Source organism: Micromonospora sp. NBC_00821 (assembly GCF_036347035.1).
GTDB lineage: Bacteria > Actinomycetota > Actinomycetes > Mycobacteriales > Micromonosporaceae > Micromonospora > Micromonospora hortensis.
Map to the genome: position 1 here is coordinate 5,825,367 of NZ_CP108880.1, position 17,992 is coordinate 5,843,358.

The window sequence follows — 17,992 nt, forward strand, 5'->3', positions numbered from 1 at the left end:
CGTGACCGCCACGGCTTCGAGGCCGGGCTGGGTGAGGGCGACACCGGTGCGGACGATGTTGTCCCCACCGGGCCGGAGGATCGGGATGTGGCCCGCCACCCGTCTACCTCCACCTGCCCCAAGGGTGCTCTACCAGGGGCTTTGCCGTCTTGTCCGAATTGCGACAAGGGCCCGGAACGGCTCGGCGCGACGGTTACTCGGGCGGCGTGCCGCGTACGGCCCAGGCCCGCGCGGTGAGCCGGATCGAGCCGTCCGGCTCGACCGGCAGCCGGGTGGCCAGCGACTCCCGCAGCGCGGCCCGGTCGGATTCGGCCAACGTCGCGACGTACCCCGGCGCCGACCCCTGACCGCCGAGGAACGGCGTCCAGTAGTCGGCGAAGTCGGTGAAGGTCGTCGGTACGTCCACCGGCCAGACCGACACGTCCCGCAACCCGGCCCGCTCCCACAGCGTGCGGAGCGCGTCGGGCTGGCACACAGTGGTGCGGTTCCCCTCGTCCAGCTTCGCCGAGGCCCTGTCGAGCTGTGCGGCGGCGGCCCAGAAGTGCCGCATCATCGCCATCCCCTCGGCGTAGTCCCAGACGTAGGCGGCCACCACCCCGGCCGGCCGGACCACCCGGGCGAACTCCGCCACCGCCCGCGCGGGCTCCGGCACGAAGTTGAGCGTCAATCCGCTGACCACCACGTCCGCGACGCGATCGGGCAGCGGCAGCGCCCGCGCGTCACCGACCCGGAAGACCGCCCGGGGGTCGGTGACCCGGGTACGCGCGACGGCGACGAAACCCTCCGACGGGTCGATGCCGGTTATCTCGGCGGGATCGTGGTGGCTGAGGATCGTCGAGGTCAGCGCCCCGGTGCCGCTCCCCACGTCGAGCCAGTGCCGCCCCGGCGCAACGGCCAACCCGCGCAGGAACTCCACAGCGACCAGGCGGCTCCACCGACCCACGTACGCCTCGTACGCGTCACCGTTCGCCCACACCGGCTGCACCATCGGAGAACGATACGACAGGCGACCTGCTGGACCGGTGTGACCGCCTCGGCACGCCGGTGCGGCTGAACGTCCTGCGGGGCAGCCCGGCCCGGAGGCTGTACGAGCGGCACGGCTTCACAGTGGACACCGAGGGCCCGGTGGACGTGTTCATGGTCCGGGCACCCAGGACGATCACCGCCGAGTCTGGGACAGTGTCAATGTAACGTTGACAGATGACGTCGGAGCTGGCTCGGTTGGCGGAGGTCCGCGCTACCCGCGCCCGCCTGGACGAGCAGGAGCTGAAGATCATCGACCGCGCGCGCCACGACGGTGCGACGTGGGCCCAGATCGCGACCGCGCTCGGCCTCGGCAGCCGGCAGGCCGCCGAGCAGCGTCGACAACGGCTGGTTGCGGCGCGATGGACACGGCGGCGGCAGCTCGACCTCCGGATGCCTCCGCAGATCGCGGCGCTGCGGGCGGCGGTGGCCGGCCTCGCCCGGTGGATCGGCGCCGACCAGCGGTGGGACAGCCGATTTCGTCGAGCGGCGCTCGTGCGGAGCACCGTGGACGCCGCGTTGGATGCCGCCCCGGGCCCGCTGCACGCGTTGGCGGCGCTCCTCGCCACCGATCTCGCCGAAGCGGGTGAGCGGCTACCCGCGCCCGCTCGGACCGCCGCCTCGACGATCGACGCCGCCCTGTCAATGAATCGTTGACAGGGCGCAGCGGCATTGCCTGTGCCTCGCTCAAGCCTGAGGATGTGAGTCTCCTCGACTCAACTCGGAGGGCTCATGCGCCGCAACGCGGGCCTGTTCGTGGCGATCTCCCTGCTGTCCGGCTTCGGCAGCAGCGCCATGTCAGTGGTCGCCGGCATCTGGATCCTGGACCTCACCGGCTCCACCAGCCTCGCCGCCCTCGCCGGGCTCTGCGTGTACGCCCCGGTCCTCGCCGGCCCGTGGCTGGGCGGTCTGCTCGACCGGGCACCCCGGCGGCCACTGGTCATCGCCGTCAACCTCATGCTGGCCGCCGCCCTGCTGGCACTGCTCGCGGTGCGCGGGCCGGGGCAGACGTGGCTCATCTTCGCCGTCTCGTGCGCCTACGGCGTCAGCTACGTGCTGATCGACGCCGGTGAGACGGCGCTGCTGCCGTCGGCACTCGCGCCGACCGAACTCGGCGATGTCAACGGATGGCGCTCCAGCGCACAGGAGGGCATGAAGCTCGTCGCTCCAGTGGCCGGGGCCGGCCTCTACGCGTGGCGGGGCGGCCACGCGGTCGCCGTCCTCAGTGCGGCCGCGCCGGTCCTGGTCGCCACCCTGTACGCGCTTCTTCGCCTGAGCCGGACGCCCGCCGAGCGGCCCACCGAACGCGGCGACGGCCCACGTACCGGGTTGGTGGTCCTGTTCGGGAAGCGAGCAACAGGGCTACCGGTCGTGCTCGCCGCGGTGTCGATCGCCATGTCCGGCTTCACGACGGCGGGCATCTACGCGATCGTCGTGACCGATCTGCGCCTGCCGACGACGTTCCTGGGCGTGCTGGCCGGCGCGCAGGGCGCCGGTTCCATTCTCGGTGGCCTGATCGTCGGCCGGCTCATCGCGACAAGAGGTCCCGTTGCCGTCGGTGTCGTCGGAACGGCACTGTTCGCGATCGGCTGCCTGGCGCGCTGCCTGCCGTCGTGGCCGGCCACTGTCGTCGGGGCGATGGTGGCCGGCGTCGGGCTGCCCTGGACCCTGGTCGCGGCGGTCACCGCCGTGCAGACCCACACGCCGTCGGCGCTGCTGGGACGGGTCTCCGCGACGGCCAACACCGCGATGTTCGGACCGCTCGTCGTGGCGATCCCGCTCGGCTCCGCTGCCGTCCACCTCGGCGCCCGCCCGCCGCTCATGACAGCCGCGGCGATCTGCCTGACCGCCGTGGTGGCAACCAGGTTCCACGACCGGTCGACCTCGTGCTGATCCTGGCCGGGCGGATCTTCTACGTGGGTCGGCGGAAGCCGAGCCGGGTCTCCGGCCCCAGCACGACCCAACCCTGAACCGTCCGCCGTCCGCCGTCCGCCGTCCGCCGTCCGCCGTCCGCCTGGATACTGTCTAGTCATGCCGCTCAGTCCGGACGAGGTCGAGGTGTTCGAGCACTCCAGGGCCCGCCTGGAGGCGATCGCCTATCGCCTGCTGGGCTCGGCCAGCGACGCGGAGGACGCCGTCCAGGACACCTTCCTCCGCTGGCAGGGCGCCAACCGGGAGCACGTCGAGACGCCCGAGGCGTGGCTGACGAAGGTCCTCACCAACGTGTGCCTCAACCAGCTGACCTCGGCGCGGGCCAGGCGGGAGACCTATGTGGGCACGTGGCTGCCCGAGCCGGTCCTCGCCGGGGACCGGATGCTCGGCCCGCTCGACACCGCCGAGCAACGCGAGTCGGTCTCGATGGCGGTGCTCACCCTGCTGGAGCGCTTGTCGCCGAACGAACGCGCGGTGTACGTGCTGCGGGAGGCCTTCGGCTACTCGCACGGTGAGATCGCCGAGATCCTCGGCATGACCGAGTCGAACTGCCAGCAGACCTACCGGCGCGCCAAGCAGCACGTCGCCGCCGAACGGTCCCGCGCGGAGGTCGACCTGGCCACCGCCCGGAAGGTCGTCGCGGAGTTCCTCACGGCGGCCAACAACGGCGAGATTCAGCGGCTGGTGGAGTTGCTGACCGACGACGCGACGAGCACCGCCGACGGCGGCGGCAAGATCCCGGCCCGGTCCGCGCCCATCGTCGGCGCGCTGGCGGTGGCGAAGTTCCTGCGTGGCCTGTTCAAGCCCGCCGACGTCAAACGGGACCTGGTCGGTGGCAGCCCCGCCATGTACGTCACCACCGCCAACGGCGCTCCGGCCGTGGTGGTCGTGATCGACAATCGGGTCATCGGCGTGATGTCGGTGCAGGTGACGCCCGAGGGTGTCACGGCCATCCACAACCAGGTCAACCCCGACAAGCTCGTCCGCGCCACCCGGCAGTGGTCCGCCTCGGAGCACGAGGAGCCCACCCTCCGCGTCTGGTGATCCAGCTCATAGCCAACTCCTGTCAGGAATCGCGTCGCTGTCCGGTTCAGGAAGCGACCATCACCGAGACAGGAGTGCCACCATGAAGCACCGCATCGTCGTCCTCGGAGCGGGTTACGCCGGAGCCATGGCCGCCGGGCGCCTCGCCAAGCGGCTGCACCGGGACGACACCGAGATCACCCTCGTCAACGCCGACGCGGACTTCGTCGAGCGGGTCCGCATGCACCAACTCGCCACCGGACAGAACCTCACACCACGCCCACTGAGCAAGGTCTACGCCGGCACCGGCGTCAACCCTCGACGGGCGCGGGTCACCGCCGTCGACGTCGACCGCAGGACCGTCGCGCTCGCCGACGACAACGGCACCGACGAGATCGCGTACGACACGCTCGTCTACGCCCTCGGCAGCGTTGCCGCCGACCACGGCGTCCCCGGGGTCGCCGAGCACGCGTACGACATCGCCGGCATGCCCTCGGCGCTGCGGTTGCGCGACCGCCTCGCCCACCTCGCGGCCGGCGGGACCGTGCTCGTCGTCGGCGGCGGCCTCACCGGCCTGGAAGCGGTCACCGAGATCGCGGAGACCCGGCCGGACCTCGATGTCGCGCTCGCCGCGCGCGGGGGTCTCGGCGACTGGCTCAACGGCAAGGCGCAGCAGCACCTGCGTGGCGTCTGCGACCGGCTCGGCATCACGGTGCACGAGCACACCGACATCGCGCGGGTCGAGGCGGCCGGTGCGGTCACCCGCGACGGTCGGGAGATTCCGGCCCAGGTGACGGTGTGGACGACCGGCTTCGCCGTGCACCCCATCGCCGCCGCCACGACCCTGACGGTCGCGGCGACCGGACAGATCGTCGTCGACTCCAGCATGCGGTCGGTCTCGCACCCCGAGGTGTACGCGGTGGGCGACGCCGCGATCGCCGAAGGACCGGGCGGCAAGCCACTGCGGATGTCCTGCGCCTCGGGCATCCCGATGGCCTGGCAGGCCGCCGACGCCATCGCCGCACGCCTGACCGGTCGGGCGAAGTTCCCCAAGGCCCCGCTGCGCTACTTCAACCAGTGCATCAGCCTCGGCCGCCGCGACGGCATCATCCAGTACGTGACCGCCGACGACCGGGCCAGGCCGGCCCAGCTCACCGGGAAGCTGGCGGCCCGCTACAAGGAGTTCGTCTGCGCGGGCGCCGCTTGGAGCATCGCGCACCCGGTCCTGTACCCGGTCCGCCGTCACCGCGTCGTCCCGACCCGCTCGGAGATCCGTACGGCAGCGTCCTGACAGGTGGCTGAGGCACGACGCCCGGCTCCGGTGCTCCGGTGCTCCGGCAGTGAGCCAACCCAGGCGGGCGGCGGCGTCAGTGTCCTCGCGGGTTGACCGAGGGCGCGGTCCTCTGGAGATACCGCATCAACGACCGCCTGCCCAACTTCAACGCCGCGCTGGTGACCGCCTGATCGCGTTGATGGGAGAGTTCGGCAAACCGGGCTCGCACATCGGTCAGCGGTTGGTGTGGCGCCCAGATGGTCCGGAAGGCCCTGGCCTGGTCGGCCAGGGCCTGGTTGGCCGCAGCGGAGGTGAACGCCACTTCGCTGCGGTGGGCGGCCCCGGAACTGCTGGCCACCGAGGCGAGGCCGGCGGCCACCAGGGCCGCGATCGCGGCCGCCGTGCCCAACTCGGCGGAGGCCAGCCCGGCCGCCCCCGACGCGCCGGCGAGGACCGCCGACGAGACAGTGGTCAGGGTGCTCCAGCGTTGCCAGAACGCGGCTTGCCTCCGTTGAAGTGAAGCCCAGGAGTCGTGCCGCTGCTCGAGCAACTCGGCTTCAGCGATGAAGACGGCACGCTCCCGCTGCTCCCCATCCATGCATCACATCGTGTCAGAGGTCCGCACAGCCGCTTCCTGACCGGACATGTGCCAGCCCTAGGCTGTCGCAATGGCGGCGGAACATGTGGTGATCGATCTCGACGAACACGGTCCTGAGCCGGCCGGACGGAGTGGCAGCACCCACGGGAACATCGCGAACAAACGGAAGATACTCCTTTCACTCGTCGCCGCCTTCGCGATCGGTGTGGTGCTCGGCGGCATCGGTGTCGGCGAGTTGCGCGACTCTCGGGCACAGCGCGAGCAGTCCACTGTGGTCTCGCTCGTGGCCCTACCTGAGTCGGGCTTCTCGGGAGGCTTCAACAGCAGGGGAACCGTCCTGCTGAACGGGCAGCTGACACTGATCAACACCGGCCCCGCGCCGATCACGATCCGCGCGGCCCAGGCAGAAAGGCCGGGCGTCCAGGTACGGAGTATGGGCCAGGCCCGGCAGGTTCGCCCGGGTGGCACCGGCCAGATCCCCGTCGAACTGCAATTGGAGTGCGCGACGGCGTTCGAGCTGGAGCCGTTGTCGGTGCGGTTCTCCGTCGAGACCGAGGACAAGCGGCTCAGAGAGGCGCGCTACCCCGTCGCTCTCGTCGGAAGCGCCTGGCAGGAGGACGCCCAGCGCCTGTGCGAGCCCCGACTCGACTCATAGCTGGGGCCACCCACCTTCCAGCGGCTCATCGAGGTGCGAGGACCCGCCGCGAGGCGACAGAAGTCCGGCCGTGTGGGTGTCGGGCGGGCCGGAGTCCCGCTGGGCGCCGGCCCGCCCGCATTCGCCCGAAGCCGATTACCAGCCGTGACCCCAACCGGCCTGAGCCGGCGCGGCCATCCAGGTGGCCGCAACGATGGCCCCGATGGCCGCTGCGTAGATAACACGACGGATTCGCATGATGTCTCCCTCTCCAGGGGTGTGTGTCGCCGCTTGAACAGGCGACAGCGCTGACCGAACGTTGAAGGCCCCCACATGTCGGCGAATTCGTCACCCATGTCGTTCGCCGGCGTCCGGGTGATTGGACGTCAGCGTATTGCCGCCAGTTAGGTATCCACTACGGTCGGTGCTTGTTCCGAACAGCCACGCGCCCGTCCGGGCTGCTCACCGGCCTGTTCGGACCTGTTCGGGCACTCAGACCGGCTGCGTCTGCTCGACCAGGTGGACCAGCATCAGCGCCGTCCTGTTGTCGGGTTGCACGAAAGCGGTGCGGATCAGGTAGGTGCTACGAGCCAGGTCCACGGTGAGGTGGGTGGTGTGCTCCAGCCCGTCGCCGGTGTAGCCGGAGTCGAACAACTCCGCTGGCCCGCTGGTCGTCCACGTACCCGCGTCCTCCCAGCGGGCGATCCTGACCGCCCGGGGAACGAGGCGGACGACATCTGCCTCGGAGGCGGCGTAGAGCCACCGCACGAAGATCCGCCGGTCCGGGAGGTACGTGGTGGACGCCGGCTCGTCGGCCAGAACGAGCGCCTGGACGGCACCGACGTCAAGCACCCCCACGTAACCGTCGACCCGGCAGGCCCGGTCGTAGTCGCCCCAGGAGTCATCGTCGTCGTCCGACGCGCCCTTCCACTCGCCGAGTGCCGTCGTCGGCACGGCGACGAGCGGCCCGCCGCCCGAGTCGACCCACTGCAGCAGGCTGACCGGCGTGCGCGTACGAGCGAGGACCCCCGCCAGGTCGGTCATGTCGGTGACGATCGCGTCGGAGCCGGCGGCGGCGAGACGTTCGGCCTTGCCGGGTTTGTTGGCGTACCCGATGCAGGCGACACCGGCTGCTCGGGCGGCTTCCACGTCGGTGACCGAGTCACCGACCAGAACAGCGGCATCGGGTGCGACCTTCAGCTCTTGCAGGGCCTGCACAACGGGCATCGGGTTGGGCTTCAGCAGATCGGGGTGCTCACCCCGGCCGATGACGGCGGCGAAGTAGCGGGCCCGGTCGCGGCGTCCGAGATAGGCGTCGATGGCAGCGGCGGAGTTGTTGCTGACGATGGCGAGGGGGCGCCCGGTCGCCAGGCACGCCCCGACCACGTCGAAGGCTCCGATCGTGGTCTCCGCGGACGCCGCCGCCTCGACCTCCGCCGCCGCCAGGGCCGCACCGACGACGCCCACCAGCTCGGGCGCGAACACACCTGTCGCGCGGAACAGCTCCAACGGGTCGTCCCCGTCGCGCAGCTCGTCGGGCAGGACGACGCCCCGGCCGACGATCAGCTGCCGAAGGTCGGCGGCGATGCGCGGCGCGGCCTTGGAGCCGAACAGGCGGCAGATCGGACCGTCGAAGTCGACGAGGACGGCCTCGGCCCGCTCGGTGAGCCGGTCGAGCGGCCGTTCCGCCTCGCTTGTCACCATGCGCTCCCGCAGACCGTCGCCATCAAGGCTGTCGATCCTAGAGGCCGACGCGGGCCGAGCCGTCCTCGAAACGACTCGGCCCGCCTGCCACTACATCACTGGGTCACCCGGGTGGCCGGGCTGTCGCCGGGCAGTCCTCCCGCGCTGCTGTCGGTCTCCACCGGCGGCAGCGGGGTGGTCCCGAGGACGCCGCCGTCCCTGCCGTACGCGGTGAGAGTGGCCGCCTGGTCCGCTGGTACCCGGGTGGTGCCGGCGTTCGACGCGTCGAGGGCGACAGTGGCTGGCGGTGCGCCGCCGACCGTCACAGTGACCCGGGCCGCGTCCGGCGGGGCGATCACCCGCACCTCGCCCGTGGCGGGACGGGCGCCGTCCTCGGTCCGGACCCGCCAGCCGATCGGTCGCTTGTCGGCGCCCTCGGCCGGCAACAGCAGCCGCAGGTCGGTCCACCAGCCGGTCCGATCGTCGCCGTGCATGGCGTACGCGATCACCCCACCGCCGGCCGGCTGCACGGTGAGCAACGCGGCGGCCTGGCCGTGCTCGCGGCCCGACCACCGCACCCGCACCGTCGTGCCGACGGCTGGAAGGTGGCTGTCCTGAAGTGCCGTCTGGACGAAGGTGCGGAGGTTGACGTCGTCGAGCGGCGTGCCGCGGGCGGGTTGGCGAGCGGCGATGAGCAGGGCGTCCATCTCCGGCCCGGTCGGGTCGAGCGCGGCGTACGGGCCGCCGCCCAGACCACCCTGGAAGAACACCCGATCGCCGCGGCTGACCCGGACAACGGGTTCGTGCGGCAGGGGTTCGGGCGGCAGCACCGCGAAACCGACTCCGACTCCGTCCGCCCTGGCAATGTCCTGGTACTCCACAGTCCCCCTGGGCGTGTACCGAGGGTCGCCACTGATCATCACTGTGGATTCGGGCGGACCGACCGCGACCGCGAACCCAGCCCGGTCGGGGTAGGCCCGCATCAACGTCAGCACCGGGTCGTCGTCACCCTCGCTGTGGCCGCCGTACCGCATCTGCTGGGCACCGGCCCCGGCCGGACCCACGTACCAGACCAGCGCTTCCCTGGTCAGCAGGCCGAACCGCAGCGGCACCGCTACCAGCGCGACCCGATGGCCCGCCTGGTCACTGCCGTAGATCAGACGGATCCGGTCGCGGTCGCCGATCTTCCAGGCACCCACCGGAGCGTCGATCCGCACCGGCGGGTCCGCGCTGATCCGCGTCCGGAGCGTGTCCAGCCAGGCCCGGTCCCCGGCGAGCGCGCCCCGCGGTGGCGCGTCGAGCAGCGCCGTCGGAGTGGCGGCGACAGCGATGCCGGGTGCCCATCCGGGCAGCGGAACCACGTTGGTCTGGACCCCGACGAGCGCGACCCCGACCGCGGCGGCCAACGCCGTGCGGATCAGCCGCGTCCGCTGGTGCCGTCGCTCCCGGCGGGCGAACCCGGGCCAGGGATCCTCGGGTACGTCGACGCCGTGCGCGGCCTGCCGCAGCGCGGGACCGAGCGTCGAATTGGCGAAGCTGCCGGTCATGCCAGTTCCTCCTCGAGCCGTACCGGGGACTGAGCGGCGGGTGGGGCGGCGAAGTCGCTCCGCAGCCGGGCCAACCCGCGCGACGCCTGGCTCTTCACCGCGCCGACGGAGCAGCCGAGAACCTTGGCGGTGTCCGCCTCGCTGAGATCCTCGAAGTAGCGCAGCACCAGCACCGCCTGCGTCCTGGGCGGTAATCGCCGCAACGCGGCGAGGAGTAGTTGGCGCTGCTCCACCTGCACGTACGCGTCATGCGCCGGCTGGCTGTCGGAGGTCAGCAGCGGCACCTCCAACGGCCGCCGCCGACGCCGCCAGGAGATCGCCGTGTTCACCATCGCCCGGCGTACGTAGACCTCGGGCGCGTCCCGGCGCAGCACCCGCCCCCAACGCCGATGGGTCTTCTCCAACGCCGACTGCGTCAGGTCCTCGGCTGTCCCCCGGTCACCGGTCAGCAGGTAGGCCGTTCGGAGCAGCGACCCCCACTGTCGTTGGACGAACAGCCGAAACTCTTCGTCGTCCTCGTGCCGACTCACGCCACCTCCAGGTCGCGTCCACCTCGCGTCTCATTGCGGACGCAGAGTGAGACGCCACCTGCGGCCTCCGGGGTTGAGTGGAGGATGGCGCGCCGGGCTCAGTCCTCCGGTTGTTGACCCACGGACGGCCCATCGGACTCGGCCTGCCAGATGGCGTGGCCTTTGAGCAGGTATCCGATCCAGTAGATAGCGAAAAGGATCAGGAAGCAGGCGAAGAACACTCCCGAGACGATGCTCGCGAAAATGAGCCCTTCCCTGCCGTCGGCCATCCCGTGCGCCGCGAAGCCGACGAGGCCCAGGACAAAGAAGAGGACCATGTAGAGCGGCAGGGTCGAACTGTCGGCCGGGTGAGACGCGCGAGGCGACCACGGGACGCGAGGGCCATTGCTGATCACTCGCCGAGTATGAACCGGCTCGCTCAAGCGCGGGATCCCGCTCCGCACCGACCGGCGAGGATGCGGAGCGGGACCGCTGACGGTCTACCCGTCAGAACCCCCATCAAAGGGCCGAGCACTTCCAGGTCTTCCCGTCATCCTTCGAGTCGCACCACACGAGGACCTTGCCGAGGACCGGAAAGGTGAAAGTGAAGAGGTGGCCTCTGTTCTTCGAGTACACGACGCCGGACTTCTCGGCGATGTCGGCCAGCGCCCAACCGGGGTCCGGCCCGGCCACTGTCGCCACCCGGCGCATCGACTCGATGTCCTTGCCGTCGAGGAGCGTCCTGATCTCGTCCGCCGAGGGCTCACGATCACCGATCAACGTGTCCACCGTGTCTGGGCCGTCGACGGCGACGCCCTTGGCCTTCTCGAAGGCAGCCTTCGTCCCACCGACCGTGGTGGCGCCGGCGAGGTCGAGGGTGAGGATCAGCTCGCCCGTCCGGCGCGACAACAGGCACTGCCAGATGGTCTTGCCCGACGCGACGCACATGGTCAGGCACCACTCGGGGCCGCCGGGGTTGGACGAGGCGAAGAGCAGGGACGTCGCCGTCCCGCTGTCGCCGCTGCCGTCGTACGTCCCGTCGGCGAGGTCGGCCATGGTGGCGCCGAGGACGTCCCGGCTGCCCGGAATCGTGCCGACGACAGTGACCCCGTCGACCTCCCTACCGGCGGCGAGTGCTTCGAGCTGGTCGCCGGTGAGGTTCCGCCCGCCGGTGTCGACGGCCAGCACCTTGTCCAGGTCGCCGACGGGTCGGCCGGTCAGGTCCTCGAACTGTTGGAGCATGGTGCCCGGGGCACCGGGGTGGTCGGTGATCGTCGTGCGGGCCTCCCCCTCGGCGGCCTGCGACGGGGCGTACGAAGCGGTCAGCCCGACGATCAGGGCGGTCGTGACGATGGTGGCGCGCCGGGTGATGTCCCGCAGAGTTGTCATCCTGTCCTCATCTCGGTGATCGGTGTCGGCGGGGTGGGACGGGCTACCACTGACACGTGATCACGTCGCCGAAGTCGTTGGGGGAACCCGCGTCGCAGTGGTCGTCGATCCACTCACCGATCTCGCCGATCGTGTCCACGATCCAGGCGAACACCGCTTTGATCGCGCCCCAGATGCTGAAGTAGACGACTGTCGTCTCGGGTGTGCCGCCGGCCTCGTCGATGACGTCCTTCGTCGACATGGCGGCATGGGGCTTCTCGATGATGTCCAGCACCCGTACGCCGGTGTCGTCCTTGCCTGCCAGCAGCGCCGCGACCTGCTCCGGGGTCCGCTCCTTGCCGTCGTCGACGGCCACGATCGCGCGGTCGACCAGCACCTCCCGGCTGCCGCTGACGGCCTGGGCGATGCCAGCGATCTCGCCGACCGTGAGGTCGTTGCCGAGGGCGGGGCCGGTGAACCGCCGGACCGAGACGGCACCGGAGGGCTCGATCTGGATCTCGTCGGCCGTGATCATGTCGTCCGCTCCGAAGGGCGCCCAGGCGAACGTCCACTTCCCGGCGACGCAGCGGAACGGGCTGTGCTCCCGGCCCTCGGGCGCTGTCTCGGTGCGGAGGATCTTCCCGCGCTCGTCGACGTGCTGGACCACGCAGTCGGCGCCCTTCTGCGGCGGCTTCTCCGTCCGGGCCACGGCGGCGGAGGACATGGCCAGCACCGTCCCGCTGACCACCCCGATCACCGCGAGGCGGTGTGCCAAACGACTCATCGAACGCTCCATTCCTGGTGCGGAAGAAACTGGTGTCCGAAGAGTGGCGGGCTGCGCTGAAGCGGCCCGGAAACGGCGCTGAAAGCGGGGTACGTCAGTGCAGCCGCGTGGCGTCGAGCTGGTCGAGGTCGGCGCGGATCGAGTCGGCGTCGGCATCGCCGAGCTCGTCGAGGATGGTCAGGGCCCGGCGCCACGCGGCACGGGTGGCGGCGAGGTCGCCGAGCGCCCGGTGGCTGCCGCCAAGATTGACGTACGTGCTGGCTTCGGCGTACCGGTCGTTCACCTGCGTGAAGAGGTCGAGGGCGTGCTCGTAGCAGGCGATCGCTCGCCGATCGTCGCCGAGCTGGTGGTGGGCGTGGCCGAGGCTGTCCCAGGTGTCGGCCTGCCCCTGGACGTCGTCCACCTCCTGCAACATCCGCAGCGCCTCGCCGCACGATTCAAGCGCGTGCTGGTAGTTGCCGAGCAGCGCTTCCTGCCAACCGACAGCGTTGAGGGTGTACCCCTGCCCGGCCCGGTTTCCGGTCCCCCGGAACAGGGTCAGCGCCCGCCGGGAGTGGCGCAGCGCCTGCTGGTGCTGCCCCTGCCGCTCGGCCAGTTGACCAAGGTTCAGGCAGGTGTGCGCCCGTCCGGCGTCGTCGCCGACGTCGGTGAACAGGTCGAGTGCGCGCCGCAGGTGGTCGTCGGCCTCGTCGTACCGTCGGAGTCGGGAGCAGGCGAGACCGAGGCTGCGGTGCGCGTGGCCCTGCCCCGCCTGGTCCCCGATGCGGGACGCGGCGGCCAGAGCGATCTGTTGCGTGCCGAGCCAGTCCTGCCAGTGCCCCTGCCGGTGCAGGAAGCCGGCCATGGCCCAGGCGAGCCGCCAGGCGTGTCCCTCGAACCCGGACCGCGCCGCGAGCGGCACCGCCGCGAGCAGGACGGGGACCTCGGTGGTGAACCACGCCGCGGCGGCCGACCGGCTCCTGGGGCGCTCCGGCGTCACGCCCGCGCCGGGCGGCGGGAGGCTGATCGTGCTGAAGTGCGGGTGCAGTGCCAGGTCGGCGGCGTGGGCGGTGTGCAGGCAGTGGTCGAGCAGTCGGTGGATGGCGGCCCGACGCTCGGCCGGCGGCTCGGCCTCGTCGGCGAGGCTGGCGGCGTACGCGCGCAGCAGGTCGTGGAACGCGTAGCGCCCGTACGTGTGCTCGGTGAAAAGATTCGCCCGGGTCAACTCGGTGAGCAGCGGGCCTGTCGCCTGACCGTCGACGCCGGCCAGGCTGGCCACGGCCGGGGCGGAGACGTCCGGGCCGGGATGCAGGCTCAGCAGCCGGAACAGCCGGGCCGCGGGTGGGCTCAGCGTCCGGCACGACCAGGAGAAGACCGCCCGTACGTCGGTGGCCTCGTCGCCTGCGCGGAAGGCGTCCAGGTCACCCAGTTCGCCGGCTACGGCGGCCAACGAGAAGTGCCTGTTGGTGGCGGCTCTGGCGGCCACGATGGCCAGGGCGATGGGCAGCCGCGCGCAACGGTCGGCGATGGTGTCGGCCGCGGCGGGTTCGGCGGCGACCTGACGCTCCCCGAGCCGGCGGACCAGCATGTCGCGGGCCTCGCCGGGGCTGAACAGGTCGAGGGGCACGGGGTGGGCGCTCTCGGTGACGACCAGCGGAATGAGCTGGTCGCGGCTGGTGACGATGGCGAGGCAGTCCGGTGAGCCGGGCAGCAGCGGCCGGACCTGTTCCGCGTCGCGGGCGTTGTCCAGCACCACCAGCAGTCGCTTGCCCGCCACAGTCGTGCGGTACAGGCTCGCCATCGCGTCCGGGTCGCCGGGCATCCGGGCCACCGGAACACCGAGCGCCTCCAGGAAGCCGTGCAGCGCACGCGCCGGTTCGGTCGGTGTGGCCGCCGGGTCGAAGCCGCGCAGGTTGACGTACAGCTGCCCGTCGGGGAAGCGCTCCGCAGCGCGGTGCGCCCAGTGCACGGCGAGGGCGGTCTTGCCGACGCCGGCGGTCCCGGACACCACGACGGCGCCGCCCCGGCCGACCAGCGCGTCGAGGGCGGCCAGTTCCGCGTCGCGACCGGTGAACGTGGGTACGGGGGGAGGCAGTTGCGCCGCGACCCGCGTCGAGGCCGCCGCGGCCGGTGCGGCGATAGCGCTGTCCTGGCGCAGGATGGCGCACTCCAGGTCGCGTAGCCGCGGACCCGGATCGAGGCCGAGGTTCTCCCGCAGGTTGTCGCGCAGCCGCCGGTACGTGGCGACCGCCTCGCCCTGGCGGCCGTCGCGGTACAGGGCGAGCATCAGCTGCGCGTGCAGGTGCTCGTCGAAGGGGTGCTGTCGGACCAGCCGCTCCAACCCGGGTACGAGGCCGGCGTGCTCACCGACGGACAGCCGGGCCTCGGCGAGCGATCGTTCGGCCTCCAACCGTAGGCGTGCCAGGTGTTCGGCCTGCTCCTCAAGCCAGGCCGACCCGGCCACGTCGGCCAGCGGTGGACCCCGCCACAGTGCGACGGCGGCCGTCAGGTGCGTCACCTGCTCGTTGCGGTCCGTAGCGCGCCGGGCCAGCTCGATGAGGCGCTCGGCGGCCTGGACATCAGTGGAGTCCGGCCCGGTGTCGAGCAGATATCCGGGCTGGCGCGCCACTATCGACCCGGGCTCGCCGAGCACCCCGCGTAGGTAGGAGACGTGGCGCTGCAACGTGTTCGCCGCCGTGGCCGGTAGCTGGTCGCCCCAGACCACGTCGATGAGCCGGTCGACACTGACGACACGCCCCGCGTGCAGCGCCAACGTGGCCAGAACCGCCTTGCGACGCACGCCGTTCACCGCCTGCGGACTGCCGGCGACGACCACCTCCACCGGCCCGAGCAGCCTGACCCGCACGCCCGTACCAACCATCGACATCACCGAATCAAACTAACGTCCCCAGCCCAGCAAACTCGATCTATTCGTCGCGTAATGGACACGATCCACGGGGCACCAGGAACGGACTCCGGGAGCTACCGTCTAGCGCACTACTGCAGGGAGGTACGCCGGTGGGCCATCGGCTGCGGCGCGTCGCGATGGTGCTGCTCGGTGCGGTGTTGCTGGGTACGGTCGGCCTGAGCCTCGGTGCCTGGTACGGCGGTCGTGGTGTCACGCCGCCCAGCGGCGACCAGGCGCAGAGCCTGGCTGCGCAGTTGCTTCCCGGTGCGGTGCCGGTCCACTCGGGTCGGGTCGCGCACGGCTACCGGTGGGGCGTCCATCTCGCTGCCGACGACCTGGGCTCGGGCCGGGATTCATTCTGGTACCACGATGGTGACGACTGTGGGCTCTCCGAGCAGTTCCGGCGCAGCGCCCGGACGCAGGGGTGGCAGGGGCTCCACCGCGTCCCTGGCTACCTGTGCGACGGCTGGCGGGCCGAGCGCGACGGCCTGACGGTTGCGCTCGAATACTCTGCGAGCGGGACAGAGCTGACCATCGCACCGGCCGCGCCCGGCACGTTCCTGCCCAGCACGGTCGCTGGCACCCTCGCCGGCGCCGGGGCCGGCGCGGCGCTGTTCGGGTGGGTGGCACGGCGACGTCGACCCGTACCCCTGCTGGTCTGCACCCTGGTGACGGTTGGCCTCCTCCCGGGTGCCGCCCTCACCTGGATGGTCCTGGGCCCGGGCATCGTCGTCGAGCCGGTCTGGCCCGTCTGGCCCGCTCTCGCTCCCCTGCTGGTGCCCCTGTGGCTCGTCCTCCTCCTGGTCGGCGTGTATGCCTTCCCGAAACGGGAGACCGAGACCGACAGCAGCTCTCGGGTCACGGTGGTGGTGGTGGTGAGTGTCGCGTGCGCCCTGGCCCCCGTGGTGCTGGCCGCCGCGCTGCTTTTCCTGTTCGTTGGAGCGCAGCCCAACCGTCCGACGGCCGGCGACCCCGTCGTGCCGGTGTCGACAGTCGATGGCTGGAACGTTCAACCGTCCCCGTCCCCCCGATAGGTGAGCGCAGTGACCACACGTGACGGCAAGGTGATCGCCGACCAGACCATCTCCGCCGACGGTTACTCGGCCGGGCTCAACCAGACCGAGGAACGCCCGTTCGGCGACGACGGCGGTGACGGCTGGGGCCGTGGGCTGCACTCCTGGATGTTCGACGACGCCGAGGAGAACCAGGCCGAGCTCGACCTGAGCAACACCGCCTCAGCGGTCATCATGGGCCGCAACATGTTCGGCCCCGTGCGCGGCGCATGGGATCGGCAGTGGAACGGCTGGTGGGGTGACGACCCACCGTTTCACAAGCCGGTGTTCGTGCTCACCCATCACGCCCGCGAGCCGCAGCCGATGGCGGGCGACACCACCTTCCACTTCGTCACCGACGGGATCGAGTCGGCGCTCACGCAGGCACGCACGGCGGCCGGTGGCGGCGACATCTTGATCCACGGCGGCGCGACCACCATCAACCAGTACCTCGCCACCGGTCTGGTCGACGAGCTGCGGCTGCACATCGTGCCGATCACCCTCGGCGCCGGCGTGCGGCTGTTCGAGGGCGTCCCGCCGCTGAACCTCGAACAACTGGCGGCGCGGGCGGCGAGCACGGTCCTGCACGTCACCTACCGCGTGCTCTCCTGAACCGAACCGACGGAGGATGCGTTGTCTGCTATCGCCTCACTGACAGTGGTCCCCAGGGACAGCATCACCGAGCTGGCCCGCGTGGCCCGCACGTCGCCGTCGTCGTTCCACACGTACCTGGCCGAGCACGGGAGCAAGGCGCGGCAGGAGTACGACTGGTCCGGCTACTGCATGCTGTACGTGCTGACCTATCTGGAGGAGCGCGGCATCGACCTTGACCAGTCGGAGCTCAATGCCGAGTCGGAGGCCATCAACAGCGCGTACGGCCTGACCACGCTCATCACTCCAGCACCAGGGTTACCGGATCAGCTCGACCCCGGCGCGCACCGCGAGGAGGAGTTGGCCGCCCACTTCGAGGAGATGGGGATTGACTTCGAGGAGAGCGGCGCGGCCGGTCTGGACACGCTGAGGGTGTTACGCGACAGCATCTCCGACCTTCGCGACGACCAGGTGTTGCTGATCAACATCGGCTGAAGCCGGCTCACCCAGCCAGCGTCACCACAGCGCGAATGGGTTGGCATGCCCTGGCCGTGGTGTGGCAAGGTGCTCGTCGTGACTCAGCCCCGAAAGGTCCATGGCGCGTAGGTCACCTGGTGCGCTGCGCGCACTGTTGAAGTCTGCCGGGCGGAATGCGGGCAAGCTCCGCCCCATCGATGGTCTGTCGAACGGCGCGAACGCGGCGATCGCCAGGCTCGAAGGCACCCATCCGGGTTTCGTTCCGGTAGCGACAGCGCTGGCCGGCTACCGTCGTGCCATTCGACGCTCGGGACGGTGGCTGGATCTAGGGGATGACTGCTCCTGTCCGGGTTGCGATGTGTTGTACCAGCGAGACGTCCTGGGCGACGCGATGCGCCGACTGCCAACGGCCGCCTCCCGCGAGTTGCGGCGTGTCGTCGACCCGTTGGACGACGAGTTTCTCCGGAAGACGCTGCCCGACCCCCGAGCTGCCGAGCTGAGTCCGTGGCACGCGCAGGCGTGGTGGCGGCAACGGATCAGGGAACGGTGACGGCAGCAGGGGCTGGTACGGCAGCCGCAGGCCGGTTTGGTTCACGCGACGGCGGGAACCC

At 71.0% G+C, this 17,992-nt stretch carries 18 protein-coding genes; 9 read left to right on the top strand and 9 right to left on the bottom strand.

Features of this window, described 5'->3' with window-relative positions; genetic code table 11:
- Positions 1-193: 193 nt before the first annotated feature.
- Complete coding sequence (locus tag OHB44_RS26465) at positions 194-988, bottom strand: class I SAM-dependent methyltransferase (RefSeq protein WP_330438538.1); 795 nt, start codon at positions 986-988, stop codon at positions 194-196.
- 212 nt (positions 989-1,200) lie between these two features.
- Between OHB44_RS26465 and OHB44_RS26470 the strand changes: the two genes are divergently transcribed.
- From OHB44_RS26470 to OHB44_RS26485, 4 genes are all read left to right on the top strand, one after another.
- Positions 1,201-1,680: a hypothetical protein gene (locus tag OHB44_RS26470; RefSeq protein WP_330438539.1), complete on the top strand. Its 480-nt coding sequence runs from the start codon at positions 1,201-1,203 to the stop codon at positions 1,678-1,680.
- A 75-nt stretch (positions 1,681-1,755) separates the two neighbouring features.
- On the top strand, positions 1,756-2,916 hold the full coding sequence (locus OHB44_RS26475) for an MFS transporter (RefSeq protein ID WP_330438540.1): 1,161 nt from the start codon (positions 1,756-1,758) through the stop codon (positions 2,914-2,916).
- Positions 2,917-3,054: 138 nt separating this feature from the next.
- Positions 3,055-3,999 (top strand): RNA polymerase sigma-70 factor, encoded by a 945-nt coding sequence (locus tag OHB44_RS26480; protein ID WP_330438541.1) that lies wholly within the window; start codon positions 3,055-3,057, stop codon positions 3,997-3,999.
- Positions 4,000-4,081: 82 nt separating this feature from the next.
- The gene (locus tag OHB44_RS26485; RefSeq protein ID WP_330438542.1) at positions 4,082-5,269 is read left to right on the top strand and encodes an NAD(P)/FAD-dependent oxidoreductase; all 1,188 of its coding nucleotides are present in this window, start codon (positions 4,082-4,084) and stop codon (positions 5,267-5,269) included.
- 76 nt (positions 5,270-5,345) lie between these two features.
- Here OHB44_RS26485 and OHB44_RS26490 read toward each other — a convergent pair whose 3' ends face one another.
- Entirely contained in the window at positions 5,346-5,849 is a 504-nt protein-coding gene (locus tag OHB44_RS26490; protein WP_238686931.1) for a hypothetical protein, read from the bottom strand.
- Between the two features lie 70 nt (positions 5,850-5,919).
- Between OHB44_RS26490 and OHB44_RS26495 the strand changes: the two genes are divergently transcribed.
- Positions 5,920-6,504 (top strand): hypothetical protein, encoded by a 585-nt coding sequence (locus tag OHB44_RS26495; RefSeq protein ID WP_330438543.1) that lies wholly within the window; start codon positions 5,920-5,922, stop codon positions 6,502-6,504.
- 471 nt (positions 6,505-6,975) lie between these two features.
- Here OHB44_RS26495 and OHB44_RS26500 read toward each other — a convergent pair whose 3' ends face one another.
- The 7 genes from OHB44_RS26500 to OHB44_RS26530 all read right to left on the bottom strand — a co-directional run bounded on the left by OHB44_RS26500 (position 6,976) and on the right by OHB44_RS26530 (position 15,240).
- The gene (locus OHB44_RS26500) at positions 6,976-8,184 is read right to left on the bottom strand and encodes an Imm21 family immunity protein (RefSeq protein ID WP_330438544.1); all 1,209 of its coding nucleotides are present in this window, start codon (positions 8,182-8,184) and stop codon (positions 6,976-6,978) included.
- A gap of 98 nt (positions 8,185-8,282) precedes the next feature.
- Complete coding sequence (locus OHB44_RS26505) at positions 8,283-9,713, bottom strand: hypothetical protein (RefSeq protein WP_330438545.1); 1,431 nt, start codon at positions 9,711-9,713, stop codon at positions 8,283-8,285.
- Positions 9,710-10,243, bottom strand: a complete 534-nt coding sequence (locus OHB44_RS26510) for a SigE family RNA polymerase sigma factor (protein ID WP_330438546.1) — start codon at positions 10,241-10,243, stop codon at positions 9,710-9,712. Before OHB44_RS26510 ends, OHB44_RS26505 begins: the two co-directional genes overlap by 4 nt.
- A 98-nt stretch (positions 10,244-10,341) precedes the next feature.
- Positions 10,342-10,638, bottom strand: a complete 297-nt coding sequence (locus OHB44_RS26515) for a hypothetical protein (protein WP_330438547.1) — start codon at positions 10,636-10,638, stop codon at positions 10,342-10,344.
- A gap of 103 nt (positions 10,639-10,741) precedes the next feature.
- Entirely contained in the window at positions 10,742-11,611 is an 870-nt protein-coding gene (locus tag OHB44_RS26520; RefSeq protein ID WP_330438548.1) for a hypothetical protein, read from the bottom strand.
- A gap of 43 nt (positions 11,612-11,654) precedes the next feature.
- Complete coding sequence (locus OHB44_RS26525) at positions 11,655-12,374, bottom strand: hypothetical protein (RefSeq protein ID WP_330438549.1); 720 nt, start codon at positions 12,372-12,374, stop codon at positions 11,655-11,657.
- A 94-nt stretch (positions 12,375-12,468) separates the two neighbouring features.
- Positions 12,469-15,240, bottom strand: coding sequence for an AfsR/SARP family transcriptional regulator (locus OHB44_RS26530; protein WP_330438550.1), 2,772 nt, complete (start codon positions 15,238-15,240; stop codon positions 12,469-12,471).
- Between the two features lie 131 nt (positions 15,241-15,371).
- Here OHB44_RS26530 and OHB44_RS26535 point away from each other — a divergent pair, with 131 nt between their 5' ends.
- From OHB44_RS26535 to OHB44_RS26550, 4 genes are all read left to right on the top strand, one after another.
- On the top strand, positions 15,372-16,295 hold the full coding sequence (locus OHB44_RS26535) for a hypothetical protein (protein WP_330438551.1): 924 nt from the start codon (positions 15,372-15,374) through the stop codon (positions 16,293-16,295).
- A gap of 9 nt (positions 16,296-16,304) precedes the next feature.
- Complete coding sequence (locus OHB44_RS26540) at positions 16,305-16,925, top strand: dihydrofolate reductase family protein (RefSeq protein ID WP_330438552.1); 621 nt, start codon at positions 16,305-16,307, stop codon at positions 16,923-16,925.
- A gap of 21 nt (positions 16,926-16,946) precedes the next feature.
- Positions 16,947-17,399, top strand: coding sequence for a hypothetical protein (locus OHB44_RS26545; RefSeq protein WP_330438553.1), 453 nt, complete (start codon positions 16,947-16,949; stop codon positions 17,397-17,399).
- A gap of 340 nt (positions 17,400-17,739) precedes the next feature.
- Positions 17,740-17,931 carry a hypothetical protein gene (locus tag OHB44_RS26550; protein ID WP_238686921.1) on the top strand — a complete coding sequence of 64 codons (192 nt, stop codon included), beginning with the start codon at positions 17,740-17,742 and terminating at the stop codon, positions 17,929-17,931.
- The last annotated feature ends 61 nt before the right edge of the window (positions 17,932-17,992 follow it).

Bases quoted from the DNA above. Each gene is read 5' to 3' on its own strand.
- OHB44_RS26490 (WP_238686931.1), bottom strand. From the start codon at position 5,849: ATGGATGGGGAGCAGCGGGAGCGTGCCGTCTTCATCGCTGAAGCCGAG.
- OHB44_RS26530 (WP_330438550.1), bottom strand. From the start codon at position 15,240: ATGTCGATGGTTGGTACGGGCGTGCGGGTCAGGCTGCTCGGGCCGGTG.
- OHB44_RS26505 (WP_330438545.1), bottom strand. From the start codon at position 9,713: ATGACCGGCAGCTTCGCCAATTCGACGCTCGGTCCCGCGCTGCGGCAG.
- OHB44_RS26520 (WP_330438548.1), bottom strand. From the start codon at position 11,611: ATGACAACTCTGCGGGACATCACCCGGCGCGCCACCATCGTCACGACC.
- OHB44_RS26525 (WP_330438549.1), bottom strand. From the start codon at position 12,374: ATGAGTCGTTTGGCACACCGCCTCGCGGTGATCGGGGTGGTCAGCGGG.
- OHB44_RS26495 (WP_330438543.1), top strand. From the start codon at position 5,920: ATGGCGGCGGAACATGTGGTGATCGATCTCGACGAACACGGTCCTGAG.
- OHB44_RS26475 (WP_330438540.1), top strand. From the start codon at position 1,756: ATGCGCCGCAACGCGGGCCTGTTCGTGGCGATCTCCCTGCTGTCCGGC.
- OHB44_RS26485 (WP_330438542.1), top strand. From the start codon at position 4,082: ATGAAGCACCGCATCGTCGTCCTCGGAGCGGGTTACGCCGGAGCCATG.
- OHB44_RS26480 (WP_330438541.1), top strand. From the start codon at position 3,055: ATGCCGCTCAGTCCGGACGAGGTCGAGGTGTTCGAGCACTCCAGGGCC.
- OHB44_RS26470 (WP_330438539.1), top strand. From the start codon at position 1,201: ATGACGTCGGAGCTGGCTCGGTTGGCGGAGGTCCGCGCTACCCGCGCC.
- OHB44_RS26465 (WP_330438538.1), bottom strand. From the start codon at position 988: ATGGTGCAGCCGGTGTGGGCGAACGGTGACGCGTACGAGGCGTACGTG.